Origin of the sequence: Mycobacterium sp. (assembly GCF_965229105.1) — a bacterium.
Taxonomy (GTDB): domain Bacteria; phylum Actinomycetota; class Actinomycetes; order Mycobacteriales; family Mycobacteriaceae; genus Mycobacterium.
Genome location: NZ_OZ245858.1, coordinates 4452780 through 4472334 on the forward strand (window position 1 = coordinate 4452780; position 19555 = coordinate 4472334).

A 19555-nucleotide genomic window follows, 5' to 3' on the forward strand; every position below is an offset into this window, starting at 1 on the left:
TGCTGGTTATCTGACTAGTACGAGATTGTTCCGAGTGCCTTTGCCGCGCTGCGTAACTCGGTGTGGATGCCTCCGTAGGCGGGTGCCGGCGGCAGCAGCCTTTTGTCGATCTTGGTGACCGCGCTGTAGTTGGTATCGACGACGTTGGCAATCGGCACCTGCGAGATCTGTGTGAGCAGCTGATACGCATCCAGGCGATCCAGGCCGTACAGCTCCCCCAACCAGGCGATCATCTCCACCTGGCTGGCTCGCCACGCTTCCTCCAACGGCCGGCCCGAACCGACACACATCAGGTGGGTATCGCTCTCGATCCGCGGCCACGTCGGGCCGCCACCTTTGACCAGATCCACGATGACGGTGACGTTCATCGCCCCCTCGACCGCGGTGCCGCATGATTCACCCTCACCCTGACGGTAATGGCCGTCACCGAGGGAGAACAACGCACCTTCGACGTTCACGCGGAGATAACAGGTTGCGCCCGTGCGCATTTCGGGGGTGTCCATGTTTCCACCGAACGCGTCGGGCACCAGCGAGCTGCGCACCTCACGACGGCCGGGGGCAACCCCGACGGTGCCGAGCATTGGGTTTGCGGGCAGCGCCAAGTCGAAATTGCTGCCCTGCGCCGAGAAACCCACCGTGGCGTTGACGGCGTCGTACTCGTAAATGTAAGTACGCTCCGGCAGGGGTGCCTGCAGAGAGGGATTGGCCGGCACACTGGTGAGGCCACCGAAGAACGGGATCAGGGTCGACGCACCCCAGGTTCGTGCCGGCGTGAGGTCGACGATGTGGACCGCCAGAGTGTCACCGGGTTCGGCACCTTCGATCCAGAACGGTCCGGTCTGCGGATTGAGATCTTCGGTATCGAGCGCCACGCTGGCTTTGTCGTCACGGCTGGTGATGCGCCCGCCATAGGCATCTTCGGTCCATAGCGTCAGCACCGTCGCGGGTTGCACCCGCAGTACCGGGGCAGCGCCGCCGAAGGTGTAGTTGAGCTGATCGACGGTGGGGATGAACGTGACATGGTCCATATCGTCCTATCCTGCTCGACCGGCGGCCGAATTGTCGGTTCTACAGTGGTGAGATGCGCGATGCCGCCATACCCGATCATCGGATCTTGATCATCGGCGCCGGGTTCTCCGGTATCGGTGCCGCGATCAAGCTGGACAAAGCGGACCTCAGCGATTATTTGATCGTCGAAGCCGGCGCTGGGCCGGGCGGCACCTGGTACTGGAACACTTACCGGTTCACCTCTTAGCGCGAGCAGACACAAACAACCCCCGACACGCCAGGCGCCGGGGGTTGTTTACGTCTGCTCGGCCGAAGGCTAGAGGAACGCCTTGAGGTCGTCGACCTTGCTCAGCTGCTCCCACGGCAGGTCGATATCGGTACGGCCGAAGTGCCCGTAGGCGGCGGTCGGCGCGTAGATGGGCCGCAGCAGGTCCAGGTCGCGGATGATCGCGCCGGGCCGCAGGTCGAACACCTCGTTGACAGCCTTCTCGATGTGCGCGGGATCGACGGCCTCGGTGCCGAACGTCTCCACGAACAAGCCAACCGGAGCGGCCTTGCCGATCGCGTAGGCGACCTGAACCTCGACGCGCTCAGACAGACCAGCCGCCACGATGTTCTTGGCGACCCACCGCATCGCATACGCGGCCGAGCGGTCCACCTTTGACGGATCCTTGCCGGAGAAGGCACCACCGCCGTGGCGAGCCCAGCCGCCGTAGGTGTCGACGATGATCTTGCGACCGGTCAGCCCGGCGTCACCCATCGGGCCACCGAGGACGAACTTGCCGGTCGGATTGACCAGCAGCCGGTAATCGGAGGTGTCCAAGGTGTCGTGGCCGAGCTCGGCGAGGACAGCGTCGACGACGTTGGCCTTGATATCGGGAGTCAGGGTCCCGTCCAAGTCGATACCGTCGGCGTGCTGAGTGGAAAGCACCACGGTGTCGAGGCGGACCGGCCGGTTGCCCTCGTACTGGATCGTCACCTGGGTCTTGCCGTCGGGCCGCAGGTAATCCACCACGCCGGTCTTGCGTACCTCGGTCAGCTTGCGGGCCAACCGGTGGGCCAGCGCGATCGGCAGCGGCATCAGCTCGGGGGTGTCGGTGATCGCATAGCCGAACATCAGCCCCTGGTCACCAGCGCCCTGGGCATCCAGCGGGTCCCCGGCGCCCTCTACTCGCGCCTCGTGCGCGGTGTCGACGCCCTGGGCGATATCGGGCGACTGCGCGCCGATGGCGATGTTCACACCGCAGGAGGCACCGTCGAAACCTTTGGTGGACGAGTCATAGCCGATGTCGAGAATGCGCTCTCGGACGATCTTGGGGATATCGGCGTACGCGGATGTGGTCACTTCACCGGCGACGTGCACCTGGCCGGTGGTCACCATCGTCTCGACCGCAACCCGTGATCTCGGATCTTGTTCCAGCAACGCGTCGAGCACCGAGTCGCTGATCGCGTCACAGATCTTGTCGGGGTGACCCTCGGTCACTGACTCACTGGTAAACAGCCGACCCTTATTGCTCACGTTTATGTCCTCCCGGCCAGCAGCTGGCTAGTTTGTTCGTTGGCACGTTTATTAGATAGGCAAAGCATATCGATGTCCCCGTCGACCTCGGTACCTTGCCCGGCGCAAACCTATTGCGCAAGCGTTTCGTGCACACTGATCCCCGCCCGCCAGGCAGCTACGCCCCGCGGCCCGCCAAGAATTTTGCAATCGCGTCCACAATACGGCTGGCCATCAAAGTCTTCGACCCGTGTTCAAGTGTCGACTCTGTGCCGTCGGCAGCCAACAACCAGCCGTCGTTACTGTCCACTTCAAAAGCCCGCCCCTCCCCGACAGCATTGACCACCAGTAGATCGCAGCCCTTACGGGCCAATTTGGCGCGAGCATGGAACAGGACGTCACCGTTCGCGTCGCCCGTTTCCGCCGCAAAACCGACGATGGCCCGCATATTCGGCAGTTGCCCGTCGGTGCGGGAGCGCACGGCACCCGCCAACACGTCGTCGTTACGGACCAGATCAACCGAGCTGGGCTCCGACGCGCCCTTTTTGATTTTCGTGGTGGCGAAGTGCGCGGGGCGGAAGTCGGCGACAGCAGCAGCCATCACCAAGACGTTCGCATCGGATGCGTGTTTGGAGACCGCGTCGGCCAGTTGCGCGGCGGTGCTGATGTGCACCATCTCCACGCCTGCGGGATCAGCGAGCCCGGCGGTGTGCCCTGCGATCAACGTCACGTCCGCACCGCGCTGCGCGGCCACTCGCGCGACGGCGTAACCCTGTTTTCCGGAGCTTCGATTGCCAATGAAACGGACCGGGTCCAGGGGCTCTCGGGTACCGCCCGCACTGACCAGAACCCTGACCCCCGTCAGGTCACGGGGCAGCGCATCCGGTCGCGCCAGCAACAGTTCGGCGAAGGTGCTGATTTCTTCTGGCTCGGGTAACCGCCCGGGTCCGGTGTCTGCACCGGTGAGCCGACCGGACGCCGGCTCGAGCACGACAGTGCCGCGGCGCCGCAATGTAGCGACATTTTCAGCTGTTGCAGGATGTTGCCACATCTCGGTGTGCATCGCCGGCGCGAACAGCACCGGACATTGCGCGGTCAGCAGGGTGGCCGTCAGCAGATCGTCGGCACGTCCTATGGCGGCGCGGGCCAATACGTCAGCGGTGGCGGGGGCAACGACGACGAGGTCCGCCTCCTGTCCGAGCCGCACGTGCGGTACCTGAGGGACATCTTCGAAGACCCCGGTGTGCACCGGGTGCCCCGACAACGCTTCGAACGTGGCGGCGCCGACGAAATTGAGCGCCGACGCAGTGGGTACCACCCGGACTTGGTGACCGGCCTCAGTCAGCTGGCGGATCACTGAACAGGCTTTATAGGCGGCAATCCCGCCTGCAACGCCAACGATGACGTTCTTCTGGCTCATCCGAGCTGCTCGTCACACGAGAGGCTCATCACTGGTATGGCTGACACCGCTCGCACCGGTCGCACTTCCAGGCGCCTGTCGCTATTCGCCTTCGGTGTGCTCAAGCAGGTCGGCGTGGATCTCACGCATCGCGATCGACAGCGGCTTCTCCTGCAGACCCGGCTCGACCAGGGGGCCGACGTATTCGAGGATGCCGTCGCCGAGCTGGTTGTAGTAATCGTTGATCTGCCGGGCGCGCTTGGCGGCGAAGATCACCAGCGCATATTTGCTCGACGCGCGGTCCAGCAACTCGTCGATGGGCGGGTTCGTGATGCCCAACGGCGTGTCGTAGGCACCGATCCCACCGCCGGCAACATCGCTGTGCTCGGTGGTCTGGGTGTCGGTGTGCGGGTTAGTCACGTAGAAATCTCCTGGCAGGCTATTACTGGGGCCGTAGTTGGTGGGCCCCTATGGAACTTATGAACTGTCGGTTTGAGAACTCTGAGCGGGCCGTCACGGTGTGTCCGACGCGGTTCCCACCAGCAAGGATACCAATTCCGCGCACGCAGTCTCCAATTGCCTGTTCACGACGACGACATCGAAGTCATCCTGAGCGGCCAATTCGGCTCTGGCGGTGGCCAGTCTGCGTTGCATCACATCCGCAGTTTCGGTTCCGCGACCGGCGAGTCGGGCTTCCAGATCTGCCCAACTCGGCGGGGCCAGAAACACACTCACCGCGTCCGGCAGCGCCCCTTTGACAGCTTGCGCACCGGCCAGATCGACTTCGATGAGCACCGGCCGACCAGCCGCAGTCGCGGCGCGCACCGGATCCGCCGGTGTGCCTGACCGATGCAAACCACCGTGGATCTCTGCCCATTCGAGCAGAGCACCCCGGTCGATCAGCTGCTGAAACGCCTCGGCGGTCACGAAGTGATAGTCCACCCCGTCGACCTCACCGGGCCGGGGTGATCGCGTCGTCGCCGACACACTGAAAAACAGGTCGGGTACCTGCTGCCGAAGACACCGGACCACAGTGGACTTACCGACTGCGGAGGGACCGGACAGCACCACAACGCGGCCTTGTGTTGTCAGCCCGTCGTTGTGACCGCCGTCCGGTCCCCCGCCAGAAATCACTGCCCGCTTACGCGGGGTCGAACTTTTCCAGCAAGGCCTTGCGCTGACGATCGCCAAGTCCGCGCAGTCTGCGCGTCGGGGCGATCTCCAGCTCAGTCATGATCTCCTGAGCCTTGACCTTGCCGACCTTGGGCAGGGCTTCCAGCAGTGCGGAAACCTTCATCTTGCCCAACACCTCGTCGGTCTCAGCGTCCTTGAGGACCTGAGTGAGGTTGGTTCCGCCGCGCTTGAGCCGATCTTTGAGCTCGGCCCGCGCTCGACGGGCGGCAGCGGCCTTTTGCAACGCAGCCGCGCGCTGTTCGTCGGTCAACTGGGGAAGGGCCACGGTTCCTCCGTATCTCATGCCATCGTGATGTTCTTGCGACCGCCATCTTGATCGCATTCGCTTGTCATCATGTTGTTTTGTCTCGGCCGGGTTACTCCAGCCAGCGGGGACGACCGTACCCAGGCTCCCTGACGAAATCTAACCCCACCCCCCGCTTTGGCCGACAAAGGCCCAGCGTGTAGGGCTCCAACAGCCCATGCGCGGCACGGACGCGGCCTATCTTCGCGCCGCGGACCACGATCGCCGCGGGAGGCCGTCTGCGTCACCTAAAGTGCTGCCCACCAGCGAATTTGGTCAAAGATGACGTCATTTTGGGTGCCGGCGCAGCGTGCCGGTCCACCCTCCGCGACCGACGCCGGGCCGTGTTCCTGTGGATTCTCGCCATAAAACAGGACGTGCGGCGTGTCGCGCGTGTCGGTGGTGTTACCGAGGGCACCCACCGCAGTCATAGTTCGGGGACAGCTGACACATAGCTTCGCTACATAACCTGCGGGCGGTCGGGGTTGACCAGTAGGTCGTGAGGACCTCGAAGGGATGTTCGTGATGGATATCAAACGTCTGACCAGCGCTTCTGCGTTGGCGATCGCTGTGGGCGTGTGTGGTTTGAGTGTCGGCGCCGGCGTTGCAACGGCCCAGCCCGGCCCGCAGCCGTGCGGATTTCAAGATTGCCAGGGCCCTGGCGGTCCCGGTGGAGGTCTCGGTGGACCAGAACGGGGCCCCGGTGGACCAGAACGAGGGCCCGGTGGTCCCCAGCAGGGGCCTGGCGGGCTTGGTGGTGGCCCTGGGGGCCCCGGAGGCCCGCCCGATGGCCGCGGTGGCCCGGGTGGCCCTCCTGGCCGTCCTGGTGGACCTGGTTGGCCCGGTGGTGGCGATCGCGGCCAAGCCTGGGGACCGCCCCCACCAGACCTGGCGTGGCGAGGCATCGACCAGGGTCGATACGACCACCAGCCGTTCAACTACAACAACAACTGGGTGACGCCGTTCTACAACGCGGATTACAACAATTGGGGCTTCTGGTTCTTCGGGATCTGGATCCCCCTGTAAGCACTCGGTTGGGCCGAGACCGTCCTGCGACGGTCTCGGCCGAGTCGGTTTTTCCGGCGCGTGACATCAGCGTGAGCAAACAGAGGTCGACTCGTTATCCGATGCACAGCCCGCGCATAACGCCAGCACAGAGGCGAACCATCTGCGGCCCATAACCTCAGTTCAGTGCGGCGAACACGCGTCGCACCGACACATATTGGAGTTGACCGAATGAACGTCAAGCGCATGCTTTGCGCCTCGGTAATGGCCGCTGGTATCGGTACGGCCGGATTCCTCGGCCTTGGCACCGGAACTGCCGTCGCTGCCCCTGGACAGAATTGCGGCGCACCGAACGTTCCTGCGTGCCAAGGGGGTCCTCAGAACGGTGGCAACCCCCAAGGTGGTCCGCAGCAGAACGGGCCTGCTCCCCAGCCGAACAATCAGCGCGGCATCGACCAGGGCAGGCAGGATCATCAGCCGTTCCTCTACAACGGCCAGCAGGTGACACCGTTGCCTGCAGGTAACGGTGCCGGCTGGGGTTTCTGGCTCGGTGGCATCTGGATTCCGCTGTAACCAGCAGCGACAACAAGCGGGCCATCCCACGGGGTGGCCCGCTTTTGTTCAGCAAACTTTAGATCGATAGATGGGCGACGGCGTCGCGCATCCGCTCGGCGGCATCGCGCACGGCGCTGACATCCGGGCCTGCCCGTAGTACCTCGCGTGAGACAGCGGGTAGGAGTTGACCCCGTGCCGCGCCACCGAGCCCTGTCAGCGATTCGGGTCGACCACCCTGCGCCCCGACCCCGGGCACCAGGACCGGTCCCCCGAGCTCGCTCAGGTCGGGCACCTCGGTCAGGGTGGCGCCGATGACGACGCCGACCGAACCCGGGGCCGATGACGCGGCATTGACCTTGGCGGCCGCATCAACCATCGACTGGGCGATAGTGCGTCCATCAGGGGTGAGTGCCAGTTGTATCGACGCCCCCTCAGGGTTGGAGGTCGCAGCCAGGACGAAGACCCCGCGGTCGTTGGCCGCCGCGAGGTCCAGGAGCGGTTGCAACGAGCCGAAGCCCAGATAAGGCGAAGCCGTCACCGCATCGCTGGCCAACGGCGAATCACCCGCCCAAGCGGCGGCGTAGGCGGCCATCGTCGTACCGATATCACCGCGTTTGGCATCGGCGAGCACCAGAACACCCGCCTGGTTCAGATCGGCGATCGTGCGTTCGAGGACCGCATAACCGGCCGAGCCATACGCCTCGAAGAAAGCGATCTGGGGTTTGACGATGGCGAACCCGGCGTAAGCCTCAACGCAGATCGCACTGAAGGCGGTCAGCCCCGTCACATCCAGTGTCAGTCCCCACGCCTGCAGCAGCTCCGGGTGTGGGTCGATGCCCAGGCACAGCGGACCGCGCGCGGCCATCGCATCGGCGAGCCGGGCGCCAAACCCTGGCACCGCTCTCAGCGCCCATCCATCGCGGCGTGCAGTTCCTGCAGCGACCGCACGCCGATATCGCCGCGGATGCCCGCCTCGATGCCCTGCACCGCCGCCGACGCGCCCTGCACGGTGGTCACGCACGGGATGTTCATCTGTACGGCAGCCGACCGGATCTCGTATCCATCGATGCGGGGACCAGAGTTGCCGTACGGGGTATTGATCACCATGTTCACCTCGCCGGCGCGGATGGCGTCCACCGCCGACTGGGCAGGTCGGTCCGGAGTGGCTTCCTCGAAGATCTTGCGCACCACGTCGCACGGAATACCGTTGCGTCGCAGCATCTCTGCGGTGCCCTCGGTGGCCAGCACCCGGAAACCCAGATCAGCGAGACGTTTGACCGGGAACACCAGTGACCGTTTGTCGCGGTTGGCCACCGAGACAAACACGGTCCCATTGGCCGGCAGCGAACCGTAGGCCGCGGTCTGGCTCTTGGCGAAGGCACTGCCGAAATCCCGGTCGATACCCATCACCTCCCCGGTGGATTTCATCTCCGGACCGAGCAGCGAATCGACCTGCGTGCCATCGGCTTTACGGAACCGGTTGAACGGCAGCACCGCTTCTTTCACCGCGATCGGCGCATAGGGTGACGAGTTCGAACCGTCGCCTTCTTTGGCCAGGACACCCTCCTCGCGCAGCGAGGCGATGCTGGCGCCCAGCATGATCCGCGCACATGCCTTGGCCAGGGGCACCGCGGTGGCCTTGGAGACAAAGGGCACGGTCCGGCTGGCCCGCGGGTTGGCCTCCAGCACGTAGAGGATGTCGTCCTTGAGCGCGTACTGCACGTTGAGCAGTCCCACCACACCGACGCCGTGCGCGATGGCCTCGGTGGCATGGCGCACCGCCGCAATGTCCTGGCGACCCAGCGTCACCGGCGGCAGTGCACACGCGGAGTCACCGGAATGGATACCGGCCTCCTCGATGTGCTCCATGATTCCGCCGATGTAGACCTCCGTGCCGTCGCACAGGGCGTCGACATCGATCTCGATGGCATCTTCGAGGAAGCGGTCCACCAGCACCGGGTGCTCGGGCGACAGTTCGGTGGCCCTGGTGATGTATCCCTCGAGCGTCTGCTCGTCGTAGACGATCTCCATGCCACGGCCACCGAGCACATACGACGGCCGCACCAGCACCGGATAGCCGATCTCGGCGGCGATCTTGCGCGCCTGATCGAAGCTGGTCGCCATCCCGAACTTGGGCGCGGGTAGCCCCGCCGCGATCAGCACGTCACCGAATGCACCGCGGTCCTCGGCGAGGTCGATGGCCTTGGGACTGGTTCCGACGATCGGCACCCCGGCCTTTTCAAGCCGCTCGGCCAAACCGAGGGGCGTCTGCCCGCCCAGTTGGACGATCGCTCCGACCACACCGGGACCGCCTGCACCGGAGGCAGTTTCGGCATAGAACACTTCGAGGACATCTTCGAAGGTGAGCGGTTCGAAGTACAGCCGGTCCGCGGTGTCGTAATCGGTGGACACCGTTTCGGGGTTGCAGTTGATCATCACCGTCTCGAAACCGGCCTGCGTCAACGTCGTCGCGGCATGCACACAGCTGTAATCGAATTCGATGCCTTGGCCGATCCGGTTGGGGCCCGATCCCAAGATGAGGACCTTCGGCCGCTCGGTCTGCGGCGCCACCTCGGTTTCGGCGGCGGGATCCATCTCGTAGCTGCTGTAGTGATACGGCGTCTTGGCTTCGAACTCCGCAGCGCAGGTGTCCACAGTCTTGAACACCGGGTGGATACCGAGCCGCTGCCGCAATGCCCGCACACCCATTTCGCCGGCGAGTTCCGGTCGCAGCGCGGCGATCTGGCGATCCGAAAGCCCGTTGTGCTTGCCGCGCCGCAACAGTGCTTCGTCCAGGACGGGTGCCGCCAACAGGTCGGCTCGCAGCGCGACGAGGCCGTTGATCTGTTCGACAAACCACGGGTCGACGCCGGAGGCCTGCGCGACGTCCTCGACGCTGGCCCCGAACCGCAGCGCGGCCTCGATGTCGTAGAGCCGTCCGTCGGTCGGGGTGTGCAGCCGTTCCAGGATCTCCTCGACCGTGCCCTCGATTTCCGCGCCGGTCCAGAACCCGGCCCGCTTGGTCTCCAGGGACCGCATCACCTTGCCGAGGGCCTCGATGAAGTTGCGGCCCAACGACATTGCCTCGCCGACGGATTTCATGGTGGTGGTCAGGGTGGCATCGGCACCAGGGAACTTCTCAAAGGCGAACCGTGGCGCCTTGACCACCACGTAGTCAAGTGTGGGCTCGAAACACGCCGGTGTTTCTTTGGTGATGTCGTTGACGATCTCGTCGAGGGTGTAGCCGATGGCCAGCTTGGCGGCGATCTTCGCGATCGGGAAACCGGTGGCCTTCGAGGCCAGTGCACTCGAGCGTGACACCCGCGGGTTCATCTCGATCACGATGAGCCGGCCGTCTTTGGGGTCGATCGCGAACTGGATGTTGCAGCCACCGGTATCGACGCCGACCTCGCGCAGGATGTCGATGCCCAGGTCGCGCATCTTCTGGTACTCGCGGTCGGTCAGGGTCATGGCCGGTGCGACGGTGACCGAGTCACCGGTGTGCACGCCCATCGGGTCGAAGTTCTCGATCGAGCAGACGACGACCACGTTGTCGCGGTGATCGCGCATGAGCTCGAGCTCGAATTCCTTCCAGCCGTAAATGGATTCCTCGATCAGCACGTTGGCGGTGGGCGAGGCGGCCAAACCGTCGCCGGCCATCCGCTCCACGTCCTCGACCGAGTACGCCATGCCGGACCCAAGCCCACCCATCGTGAACGACGGCCGAACAACCACCGGAAGGCCGAGGTCGGCGACTGTCTCGCGGACCTCTTCCATCGTGTAGCAGACCGCGGACTTCGCGGACTCGCCACCGACCTTGGCGACGATATCCTTGAACTTCTGCCGATCCTCGCCGCGCTGGATGGCCTCGAAGTCGGCGCCGATCATCTCGACGCCGTACTTTTCGAGCACACCACCCTCATGCAGAGCGACGGCAGTGTTCAGCGCGGTCTGTCCGCCCAGGGTGGCCAGCACCGCGTCAATCTTGTTGCCGCGCTCGGCTTGCTGGGCGAAGATCTTCTCCACGAAGGCGGCGGTGATCGGTTCGACGTAGGTGTTATCGGCGTATTCGGGATCGGTCATGATGGTCGCCGGGTTGGAGTTCACCAGACTGACCTGTAGGCCTTCGGCGCGCAGCACCCGGCACGCCTGCGTGCCCGAGTAGTCGAATTCGCAGGCCTGTCCGATGACGATCGGCCCCGAGCCGATGACCAGGACGTGGTTGAGATCAGTGCGACGTGGCATTAGTTCTCCCTGCGAGCGCGCGTGTTTGTACAGATATTGGCGGCGTGTTGCGGACAAACACGCTCGCTCGCGGAACGGTGCAGGGGCATCTAGCGCTTCTCCCCTGCCATCAGCGTGATGAAATCGTCGAACAGGTAGTTGGCGTCGTGCGGGCCTGCGGCGGCTTCCGGGTGGTACTGGACCGAGAACGCCCGCCCGTTGGCCAGCCTGATCCCTTCGACGACACCGTCATTGGCGCAGGTGTGGCTGACGATGGCCGCACCGAACGGGGTGTCGAACTCTTCACCGGCTTCACCTTCCAGCGCGAAGCCGTGGTTCTGCGCGGTGATCGCGACCCGCCCGGTGATGTGGTCGATGACCGGCACGTTGATGCCGCGATGCCCGAACGTCATCTTGTAGGTGGACCTCCCCAGCGCCCGGCCGAGGATCTGGTTGCCGAAACAGATGCCGAACAACGGGATGCCAGCCTCGAGTACCTGCTGCGTCACCGCGACCACGTCGTCGGCGGTGGCCGGATCGCCGGGGCCGTTCGACAAGAACACGCCGTCGGGCTTGAGTTCCGCGATCTGGTCGAATGTCGCCGATGACGGCAGCACATGGCTGCGGATACCGCGCAGTGCGAAGTTCCGTGGCGTGTTGGTCTTGATACCGAGATCCAGTGCGGCGACCGTGAACCGTGGTGTCCCCTCGGGCTCCACGACATACACCGTGTCGGTGCTGACTTCGCCTGCCAGGTCGGCGCCCAGCATGGCCTCCTGGCCACGAACCCGCGCAACCAGTTCCTGCTGATCGGCCAGCACGCTCCCGGAGAACACCCCGGCTTTCATGGAGCCGCGGCTGCGCAGGTGCCGCACCACCGCGCGGGTGTCGATCCCGGCGATGCCGACGATGCCCTGCCGGACCAGTTCGTCGTCAAGTGTGCCGGTGGCCCGCCAGTTGGAGGCACGTGGCGACGGGTCCCGAACGGCGTAGCCCGCCACCCAGATCCGGTCGCCGCGACTTTCGGCGTCCTCGTGGTTCCACCCGGTGTTACCGATCTGGGGCGCCGTCGCGATCACGATCTGTCGGTGGTAGCTGGGGTCGGTCAGGGTTTCCTGGTAGCCGGACATCCCGGTGGAGAACACCGCCTCACCCAGCGTCTGCCCGATCGCGCCGAACGGCGTTCCAGTGAACACCCGACCATCCTCGAGGACCAACACGGCTTTGCCGTTGTTATCACTGTCGGTCATGCCTCATCCTTCATGCTGGCGTCCGTGCCCTCGCTACCCTGCGAAACCCATTTGCTGTACTCGCCGCGGTCGTCGCCGCGGAAGCCGGTATCGATCTCAGTACCCGACGGCAAGCGCCACCGGATCGCCAGAATGCCTTCGTGTGTCATGGCTTTGCCCGCGATCCCGCGCTCGGTGCGGATCGCGGTGATCGACTCGTCGGGAATCCAGATCGGCGTCGCGCCGGTGCGCTGCACCATGATTCCTTCGGGATACCTGGTCAACACGGCCTTGGTACGGAAACCCAGGTCACCGACCGCGATCCGGTCCTGCCAACTCGGCGCGAACGTGCTGCCGACGTAGAGGCCCCTGGTCGCGGAGATCAGCGCAGGTCCCACGGTGTCGGGCATCGGGGGCAGCTTGCCGACCAACGTGACCTGCCGCTCGGCCCGACGCCGCCAGCCGCGCAGGATCAGGTGGATGAAAAAGGCGATCAGCACCACCAGCACGGCGGCGAACACCAGTGAGCTCACCAGCGTCGGGGTGTTCACAATGGACACTTCCCGTTCTTGGCGGTGACGGTGCCCCGCAGCAGGGTGGCAGTCACGGTGGCGGGCAACACCATTGACTCGAACGGCGTGTTGGCCGAGCGGCTGGCCAGTGCGCCACCGGAAACCGTCCAGGTGGCATCCGGGTCGATGATCGTCAGGTTCGCCGGTTCACCAACCTCCAACGGACGACCCTGATCGGGCAGTCCCGCGATCGCCGCGGGATTCTCACTCATCACCCGGGCGACGTCGCGCCAGGTCATCAGGCCGGGAACGACCATCGTCGCGACGACGACCGACAGCGCGGTCTGCAAACCCAGCATGCCGGGCCTGGCCGCAGCGAATTCGACACACTTCTCGTGTTCGGCATGCGGCGCGTGGTCGGTGGCCACACAGTCGATCACGCCATCGGCCAGCGCCTGGCGCAGTGCCTGCGCGTCGGAGGCCTCCCGCAGCGGCGGGTTGACCCGGTTCACGCCGTCGTAGGTGGCCAGTCGGCTGTCATCGAGCAGTAGATGATGCGGGGTGACCTCGGCCGTGATCGAAACACCCTGCGCTTTGGCCCATTTCAAGATCTCGACGGTGCCCGCGGTGGAGGCGTGGCAAATGTGCACGCGAGCTCCGGCGTCGCGCGCCAGGATCGCGTCGCGGGCCACGATCGACTCTTCGGCCGCTCTGGGCCAACCGGCCAGGCCGAGCTTGGCGGCGTTGGCCCCCTCATGGGCCACGGCGCCGACGGTCAGCCGCGGTTCTTCGGCATGCTGGGCGATCAGTACGCCCAGGCCGGTGGCGTACTCCAGTGCACGACGCATGACCAGCGGATCATCCACGCAATGGCCGTCATCGGAGAACATCCGCACCTGGCCGACGCCACCAGCCATCATCGCCATCTCGGTGAGCTGCTTACCTTCCAGACCGACCGTGACGGCCCCCACGGGGTGGACGTCGACCAGGCCGACAGCCTGCCCGCGATTCCACACGTGATCGGTGACTACCACCGAGTCGGCTACCGGATTGGTGTTGGCCATCGCGAACACGGCGGTGAATCCGCCCAGGGCCGCTGCCGCCGAGCCGGTTTCGATGGTCTCGGTATCTTCGCGGCCCGGCTCACGCAGATGGGTGTGCAGGTCGACAAACCCCGGAAGTAGCACCTGTCCCGCCGCGTCGATCACGTCGACGAGGTCCAGATCGGCTACCAGCTCCTGACCGATAGCGGCAATCTGCCCGTCGTCGACGAGCACGTCGACCTCGGGCCCCTCACCGTAGAGCCGCACACCGCGGATCAGAACGCTCATGCTTGCTCCTCGACCTGTGCCGGCTCGGCCGTCCCGACGAGCAGATGGAACAGCACTGCCATCCGCACATGGACACCGTTGGAAACTTGTTGCAGCACTGCCGATTGCGATGAATCGGCGACCGAGGAGGCGATCTCCATGCCGCGGAGCATCGGGCCGGGGTGCAGTACCACGGCGTGCTCGGGCAGCAGCGTTTGGCGCTTCTCGGACAACCCGTAGAGCACCGAGTACTCCCGGGTAGACGGGAAGAACCCACCCGTCATCCGTTCGGCCTGCACCCGCAGCATCAGCACGGCGTCAGCGGCGGGCAGCTCAGCGTCCAGATCATGCGAAACGCTCACCGGCCAGTCCGATACCCCGACCGGCAGCAGGGTCGGTGGGGCGACCAGCACCACTTCGGCACCCAGGGTGGCCAGCAGCTCGACATTGGACCGGGCGACCCGGCTGTGCAGGATGTCTCCGACGATCACGACCCGTCTGCCCTCCACCGAGCCCAGGCGTTGGCGCAGTGTCAGCGCATCCAGCAGGGCTTGCGTCGGATGCTCGTGGGTGCCGTCACCGGCGTTGATCACCGACGGCCCGGTGGCACCGGTGTTGGTCCACTGCGCCAGCTGCTGCGCCGCCCCGGACGCCGGGTGGCGGATGATCAGGGCGTCGGCCCCGGCAGCGCGCAGCGTCAGCGCGGTATCGCGCAGCGATTCCCCTTTGGACACAGACGAACTCGACGCACTGACGTTGATCACGTCGGCGCTCATCCACTTGCCTGCCACCTCGAATGACACCCGGGTGCGGGTGGAGTTCTCATAGAACATGGTGATGATGGTGCGGCCCCGCAGGGTCGGCAGCTTCTTGACTTCGCGGCCCACCAGGGCGTTGGCGAAGCGGTCGGCGTCATCAAGGATCGCGGTGGCCTCGTCGCGGGTCAGGTCGGCGGCGGTCAGCAGGTGCTTCACCTTGCGGGTCCTCCGTAGGGCGCGATCGTCACGCCGTCGTGGCCGTCGTGCTCGGACAAGCGCACCTTGACGTTCTCGCTGCGCGAGGTGGGCACGTTCTTGCCGACGTAATCGGCGCGGATGGGAAGTTCGCGGTGGCCGCGGTCGACCAGTACCGCCAACTGCACCGCGCGCGGACGGCCGATATCGCGCAAAGCGTCCAGTGCCGAACGCACCGAGCGGCCGGAATAGAGGACGTCGTCGACGAGGATCACCAGGGCGCCGTCGATCCCGCCGTCGGGAATCGAGGTGTCCTCGAGTGGTCGCGGGGGTTTGGTGTTGAGGTCGTCGCGGTAGAGGGTGATGTCCAGGGCACCGTGAGCGACGTCGACACCTGAGTACTCGGCGATATTGCGCGCGAGGCGGGTGGCAAGCAGGACGCCACGGGTCGGAATTCCCAGGAGCACCACGCGAGGTGCACCCGCGCCATCGAGCGCGGTCTTTTCGATGATCTGGTGGGCGATGCGAGAGACGGTCCGGCTGACGTCCGATGCGGACATCAGCTCCCGGTCGTGCGCATCCGCGCCACCTGAGGAGGGTTCGGTAGAGCCCATGGTCAAACATGACCTCCTTCTCCGCCTCTCTGGACGGATCGTTAAAGGATGTCGAACTGCGGGGCAGCCTAACACCAACTACTAGTCTCGGGATAATGACGGGCAGCTCGCGGATCGACTTCGAGGCGCTCTATCGCGGCGAGTCCCCCGGGCCGGGTCTACCCGCGGTCGAGACCCCGCCCTGGGATACCAAAGCCCCTAAAGAGTCTGTCCTGACCTGGCAGGCCGAGGGGCTGATCCGTGGCGAGGTGCTCGACATCGGCTGCGGTCTTGGCGATAACGCGGTATTCCTGGCCGGGCGCGGCCACCGGGTCACCGCTGTCGAAATTTCGCCGACGGCGCTGATCACGGCGCGGCGCCGGGCGCACGAGGCCGGCGTGAGCGTCACCTTCGCCGTCGGCGACGCCACCGATCTGGCCGGTTACCGGGGCATCTTCGACACGATCGTCGACAGCGGGATGTACCACTGCCTCGACGCCGCCGAACGGTCGCGGTACGCCGCGGCCGCATACCGGGCGGCCCGGCCGGGGGCCAGCCTGCTGATCAGCTGTTTCGCCGACAGTGAATCCGCGGGCCCGCAGTGGCGACGACCCGGTGTATCGGAGGCCAGCCTGCGCGAGACGATCTGCGGCGCGGGCTGGACTGTGGTCTCGATACGACCGCTCTCGGTACCACGTGACGACGGCCCGCGCGATGATGGCGTGGTGATGGCGTTCCTACTGGTACACGCCGAACGCCACGAGGCGGCCAGCTAGCCTCGCAAGGGTGAACCTCGACCTCAATCAGGCCTCCATTCGTGAGGCCGTCGACGGCGGCCTGTTGGCCGGTGCCGTCACCCTGGTGTGGCAGGGCGGAAAAGTGCTGCAGGTCAACGAGATCGGCTACCGTGATGTCGACGCCGGCGTGCCGATGCAGCGCGACACCATTTTCCGGATCGCATCGATGAGCAAACCCGTCACCGTGGCCGCGGCCATGACGCTCATCGAAGACGGCAAGCTGGCGCTGCGTGACCCGATCACCCGTTGGCTGCCCGAGTTCGCGCAGATGCGGGTGCTGGTCGAAGCGGAGGGCCCGCTGGACCGGACCGTGCCTGCGCAGCGCCCCATCACCGTGGACGATCTGATGACGCATCGCAGCGGGATGGCCTACAGCTTTTCCATCCCCGGACCGCTCAGCCGGGCCTATGCCAAGCTGCCGTTCCGCCAGGACCAGGACCACTGGCTGGCGGCGCTGGCGCAGCTGCCCCTAGTTCATCAACCCGGACAGCAGCTGACCTACAGCCATTCCACCGATGTGCTCGGCATTCTGGTGTCGCGGATCGCGGGCAAGCCGCTGCATGAGGTGTTGAAAGACCGGATCTTCGACCCGCTGGGCATGTCCGACACCGGGTTCTTCGTCTCGCCGGAAGGGCGGCGCCGCGCCGCGACGATGTATCAACTCGACGAGAAGAGCACGCTGCAGCACGGCGCGATGGGGCCGCCCGCGATCGAGCCGCCGCCGTTCTGCCAGGGCGGTGGCGGATTGCTCTCGACCGCCGACGACTATCTGCAGTTCATCCGGATGTTGTTGGGCGACGGCACCGTTGACGGGGTGCGGGTGCTCGCACCCGAATCAGCCCGGTTGATGCGCACCGATGCGCTGACCCAGGAGCAGAAGCAGATCCCGTTCCTGGGAATGCCCTACTGGATTGGCCGCGGCTTCGGCCTGAACCTGTCGGTGGTCACCGACCCGGTGAAGTCGGCGCCGCTGTTCGGGCCCGGCGGCCTTGGCACCTTCACCTGGCCCGGCGCCTACGGAACGTGGTGGCAGGCCGACCCCTCGGCCGATCTGATCCTGATGTACTTGATTCAGAATCAGCCGAACCTGACACCGGATGCCTCGGCCATTGCGGGTAACACCTCGCAGGTCAAATTGCTTACCGCGCAACCGAAATTCGTCAAGCGGACCTATCAGGCGCTCGGGCTCTAGGTCTAGATCATCGCGAACGGCAATACCTTCGCACCGACCTCCAGCGCACCGGCGAGTTCGCGGCTGACGTCGTAGTCGAAGACGACGTGTCCAGAGACCATGTCGATATCGCGTCGGGCCCGCTGCAGCGGATTGGCCAGAAAGTGCGCGCTGGCACCCGATGCCTCCATCAGGTCGGCAACGACCGCACGGGACTCGTGCACGATATGCGCGGCGGCGGCCCTGGCGGATGCCCGGTCAGCCTTGGGCACCCGTTCCCCGCTACCGACGATCGACTCGATACCGTCGACGGTCAGCCCGAGCAGACCGTGCAGCGCACGTAGCCGTACCCGCGCGTCGCCGAGTCTGGCCTGTGCGGCTGGTTGATCTTTCTGTGCCGCACCGGAATACGCCAACACCCGCTCGGTGAGTCTGGTGGCGAACAGATCGACGACGTGCTCGGCGGTGCCCAATGCGGGCATCGCGGCGACGAGCGCCAGGGCGGGCACCAGCGGCCAGCGGTACGTCGGCGAGTCATGCAGGGCCGCGCCCGGTGCGGTGCCACCGTAGATGTCGACGACCTTGACCAACCGGTGCTCGGGGATGAACACATCGGTGACGATGACGTCGTTGGATCCGGTTCCCCGCATCCCCGCGGTGTGCCAGACATCGGCAATCTCGATATCGGCGGCCGGGAGCAACGCCAGTGCCGGATAGATGTCACTACCTTCCCCACAGAGCGCGCCCACCAACACCCAGTCCGCGGCCATGACTCCTGTTGCCCAGGACCATCTCCCGGTCAGTCGGATGCCCCCGTCGACCGGTGCCCCATGCCCGGTGGGTGCCAGCGGGGCCGGGCACAGCACCGGGCCAGACGCGAACACCTCGTCCTGGGCTTGTTCTTCAAACAATGCCAGCATCCAGTTGTGCAGCGTGTAAAAGCCCAGCGTCCAGGCACTCGACGTGCAGCCGTGGGCCATCCGACGGATTGGGTCGAGGACGGCGGGAAAGTCGGCCTGGGCCCCGCCATAGCGAGTCGGGACGAGCAGGTTGGGCAATGTGCTGGAGCGGAATTCATCGATGGTGGCATCCGGCAGTCGGCGCAGTTCCTCGGCTTCACCAGCCCGGCTCGCCAAGCGGACAACAAACTCTTCGGTGACCAGCGTCATGCGTTGCGACGCTACCATACCTTTTAGTATGGATGGCTCGTCGATGTCAGTGCGCCAGCATGATGTCCAGAAAGCGGTCGCGTTGGGCCGCCAGCTGCTGATTCGGCGTCGAGCCGGCCAGGTGCAGGAATCCGATACCGACCGCAAACGTTGCGTTGGCTCGAATGTCGGCATTCTCGGTGTCGAAGCCGTCATCCAGAAAGGCTTGTCGCACAGCCGAAACCACCCGCTGATCTGAGACGCGCACTGCTTCTTGGACCGTCGGCTCGGAGCGCGCCCACTCCCGCATGGCCCGTTCCAACATCCAATGCCGGGGTCCGACAAGCGCCGACATCATCTCCGACAACCGCTGCCGGGGCGGTAAAGCCGTCAGGTCGTCGAAATGACCCCGATCTTCGTCGCGCAACGCCGCCCACGCATCGATCAGCGCGTCGCGATAGGTCTTCATATCCGCGAAATGCCAGTAGAAGCTGCCCTTGGTGACGCCGAGCCGTCGGCACAGTCGGTCGATGGTCAGCGCCTTGAGCCCCTCTTCGGCGATCATGCCAAAACCCGCCTGCACCCAGTCACCGATCGACAGTCGCGACGTACTGGACTCTTTTTCGCCCATGGTCGAAAAGCGTACGTTTACGTCAACCGCGCCCTGCTCGACTAT

The 19555-nt window shown here is 65.3% G+C and carries 19 protein-coding genes and 1 pseudogene; 5 read left to right on the forward strand and 15 right to left on the reverse strand.

Annotated features, from left to right (window positions below):
- Nucleotides 1–14: 14 nt before the first annotated feature.
- Entirely contained in the window at nucleotides 15–1028 is a 1014-nt protein-coding gene (locus ADBZ9O_RS20690; protein WP_526524799.1) for an acetamidase/formamidase family protein, read from the reverse strand.
- A gap of 53 nt (nucleotides 1029–1081) precedes the next feature.
- Here ADBZ9O_RS20690 and ADBZ9O_RS20695 point away from each other — a divergent pair.
- Nucleotides 1082–1240: pseudogene (locus tag ADBZ9O_RS20695) on the forward strand (NAD(P)-binding protein); the annotation flags it as partial.
- An 84-nt stretch (nucleotides 1241–1324) separates the two neighbouring features.
- Here ADBZ9O_RS20695 and metK read toward each other — a convergent pair.
- The 5 genes from metK to mihF all read right to left on the reverse strand — a co-directional run bounded on the left by metK (nucleotide 1325) and on the right by mihF (nucleotide 5364).
- Complete coding sequence (gene metK / locus ADBZ9O_RS20700; protein ID WP_526524800.1) at nucleotides 1325–2527, reverse strand: methionine adenosyltransferase; 1203 nt, start codon at nucleotides 2525–2527, stop codon at nucleotides 1325–1327.
- 157 nt (nucleotides 2528–2684) lie between these two features.
- The gene (gene coaBC, locus ADBZ9O_RS20705) at nucleotides 2685–3926 is read right to left on the reverse strand and encodes a bifunctional phosphopantothenoylcysteine decarboxylase/phosphopantothenate--cysteine ligase CoaBC (protein ID WP_526524801.1); all 1242 of its coding nucleotides are present in this window, start codon (nucleotides 3924–3926) and stop codon (nucleotides 2685–2687) included.
- Between the two features lie 81 nt (nucleotides 3927–4007).
- Nucleotides 4008–4325: a DNA-directed RNA polymerase subunit omega gene (gene rpoZ, locus ADBZ9O_RS20710; RefSeq protein WP_526524802.1), complete on the reverse strand. Its 318-nt coding sequence runs from the start codon at nucleotides 4323–4325 to the stop codon at nucleotides 4008–4010.
- A 93-nt stretch (nucleotides 4326–4418) separates the two neighbouring features.
- Nucleotides 4419–5039 (reverse strand): guanylate kinase, encoded by a 621-nt coding sequence (gene gmk / locus ADBZ9O_RS20715; protein WP_526524803.1) that lies wholly within the window; start codon nucleotides 5037–5039, stop codon nucleotides 4419–4421.
- A gap of 7 nt (nucleotides 5040–5046) precedes the next feature.
- Entirely contained in the window at nucleotides 5047–5364 is a 318-nt protein-coding gene (gene mihF / locus ADBZ9O_RS20720) for an integration host factor, actinobacterial type (RefSeq protein WP_526524804.1), read from the reverse strand.
- A 622-nt stretch (nucleotides 5365–5986) separates the two neighbouring features.
- On the opposite strand from mihF, the gene ADBZ9O_RS20725 reads away from it, so the two are divergent.
- Both ADBZ9O_RS20725 and ADBZ9O_RS20730 read left to right on the forward strand, forming a co-directional pair.
- The gene (locus ADBZ9O_RS20725) at nucleotides 5987–6340 is read left to right on the forward strand and encodes a hypothetical protein (RefSeq protein WP_526524805.1); all 354 of its coding nucleotides are present in this window, start codon (nucleotides 5987–5989) and stop codon (nucleotides 6338–6340) included.
- 278 nt (nucleotides 6341–6618) lie between these two features.
- A complete protein-coding gene (locus ADBZ9O_RS20730) occupies nucleotides 6619–6960 on the forward strand; it encodes a hypothetical protein (protein ID WP_526524806.1) in 342 nt (113 codons plus the stop codon).
- A 58-nt stretch (nucleotides 6961–7018) separates the two neighbouring features.
- Here the strand turns inward: ADBZ9O_RS20730 and pyrF are convergent, their stop codons facing one another.
- The 7 genes from pyrF to pyrR all read right to left on the reverse strand — a co-directional run bounded on the left by pyrF (nucleotide 7019) and on the right by pyrR (nucleotide 15784).
- On the reverse strand, nucleotides 7019–7840 hold the full coding sequence (gene pyrF, locus ADBZ9O_RS20735) for an orotidine-5'-phosphate decarboxylase (protein WP_526524807.1): 822 nt from the start codon (nucleotides 7838–7840) through the stop codon (nucleotides 7019–7021).
- Between the two features lie 5 nt (nucleotides 7841–7845).
- Nucleotides 7846–11187: a carbamoyl-phosphate synthase large subunit gene (gene carB / locus ADBZ9O_RS20740; RefSeq protein ID WP_526524808.1), complete on the reverse strand. Its 3342-nt coding sequence runs from the start codon at nucleotides 11185–11187 to the stop codon at nucleotides 7846–7848.
- Between the two features lie 89 nt (nucleotides 11188–11276).
- Entirely contained in the window at nucleotides 11277–12416 is a 1140-nt protein-coding gene (carA, locus tag ADBZ9O_RS20745; RefSeq protein WP_526524809.1) for a glutamine-hydrolyzing carbamoyl-phosphate synthase small subunit, read from the reverse strand.
- The gene (locus tag ADBZ9O_RS20750) at nucleotides 12413–12946 is read right to left on the reverse strand and encodes a PH-like domain-containing protein (RefSeq protein ID WP_526533342.1); all 534 of its coding nucleotides are present in this window, start codon (nucleotides 12944–12946) and stop codon (nucleotides 12413–12415) included. Before ADBZ9O_RS20750 ends, carA begins: the two co-directional genes overlap by 4 nt.
- A complete protein-coding gene (locus ADBZ9O_RS20755; protein WP_526524810.1) occupies nucleotides 12943–14238 on the reverse strand; it encodes a dihydroorotase in 1296 nt (431 codons plus the stop codon). Before ADBZ9O_RS20755 ends, ADBZ9O_RS20750 begins: the two co-directional genes overlap by 4 nt.
- Complete coding sequence (locus ADBZ9O_RS20760; RefSeq protein WP_526524811.1) at nucleotides 14235–15191, reverse strand: aspartate carbamoyltransferase catalytic subunit; 957 nt, start codon at nucleotides 15189–15191, stop codon at nucleotides 14235–14237. Before ADBZ9O_RS20760 ends, ADBZ9O_RS20755 begins: the two co-directional genes overlap by 4 nt.
- On the reverse strand, nucleotides 15188–15784 hold the full coding sequence (gene pyrR, locus ADBZ9O_RS20765) for a bifunctional pyr operon transcriptional regulator/uracil phosphoribosyltransferase PyrR (RefSeq protein ID WP_526524812.1): 597 nt from the start codon (nucleotides 15782–15784) through the stop codon (nucleotides 15188–15190). Before pyrR ends, ADBZ9O_RS20760 begins: the two co-directional genes overlap by 4 nt.
- A gap of 95 nt (nucleotides 15785–15879) precedes the next feature.
- On the opposite strand from pyrR, the gene ADBZ9O_RS20770 reads away from it, so the two are divergent.
- Together ADBZ9O_RS20770 and ADBZ9O_RS20775 are read left to right on the forward strand one after the other, a co-directional pair.
- A complete protein-coding gene (locus ADBZ9O_RS20770) occupies nucleotides 15880–16539 on the forward strand; it encodes a class I SAM-dependent methyltransferase (protein WP_526524813.1) in 660 nt (219 codons plus the stop codon).
- Between the two features lie 10 nt (nucleotides 16540–16549).
- The gene (locus ADBZ9O_RS20775; RefSeq protein WP_526524814.1) at nucleotides 16550–17752 is read left to right on the forward strand and encodes a serine hydrolase domain-containing protein; all 1203 of its coding nucleotides are present in this window, start codon (nucleotides 16550–16552) and stop codon (nucleotides 17750–17752) included.
- Between the two features lie 2 nt (nucleotides 17753–17754).
- Here the strand turns inward: ADBZ9O_RS20775 and ADBZ9O_RS20780 are convergent, their stop codons facing one another.
- Together ADBZ9O_RS20780 and ADBZ9O_RS20785 are read right to left on the reverse strand one after the other, a co-directional pair.
- Complete coding sequence (locus tag ADBZ9O_RS20780) at nucleotides 17755–18918, reverse strand: acyl-CoA dehydrogenase family protein (protein WP_526524815.1); 1164 nt, start codon at nucleotides 18916–18918, stop codon at nucleotides 17755–17757.
- Nucleotides 18919–18946: 28 nt separating this feature from the next.
- The gene (locus ADBZ9O_RS20785) at nucleotides 18947–19510 is read right to left on the reverse strand and encodes a TetR/AcrR family transcriptional regulator (RefSeq protein WP_526524816.1); all 564 of its coding nucleotides are present in this window, start codon (nucleotides 19508–19510) and stop codon (nucleotides 18947–18949) included.
- Nucleotides 19511–19555: the final 45 nt, after the last annotated feature.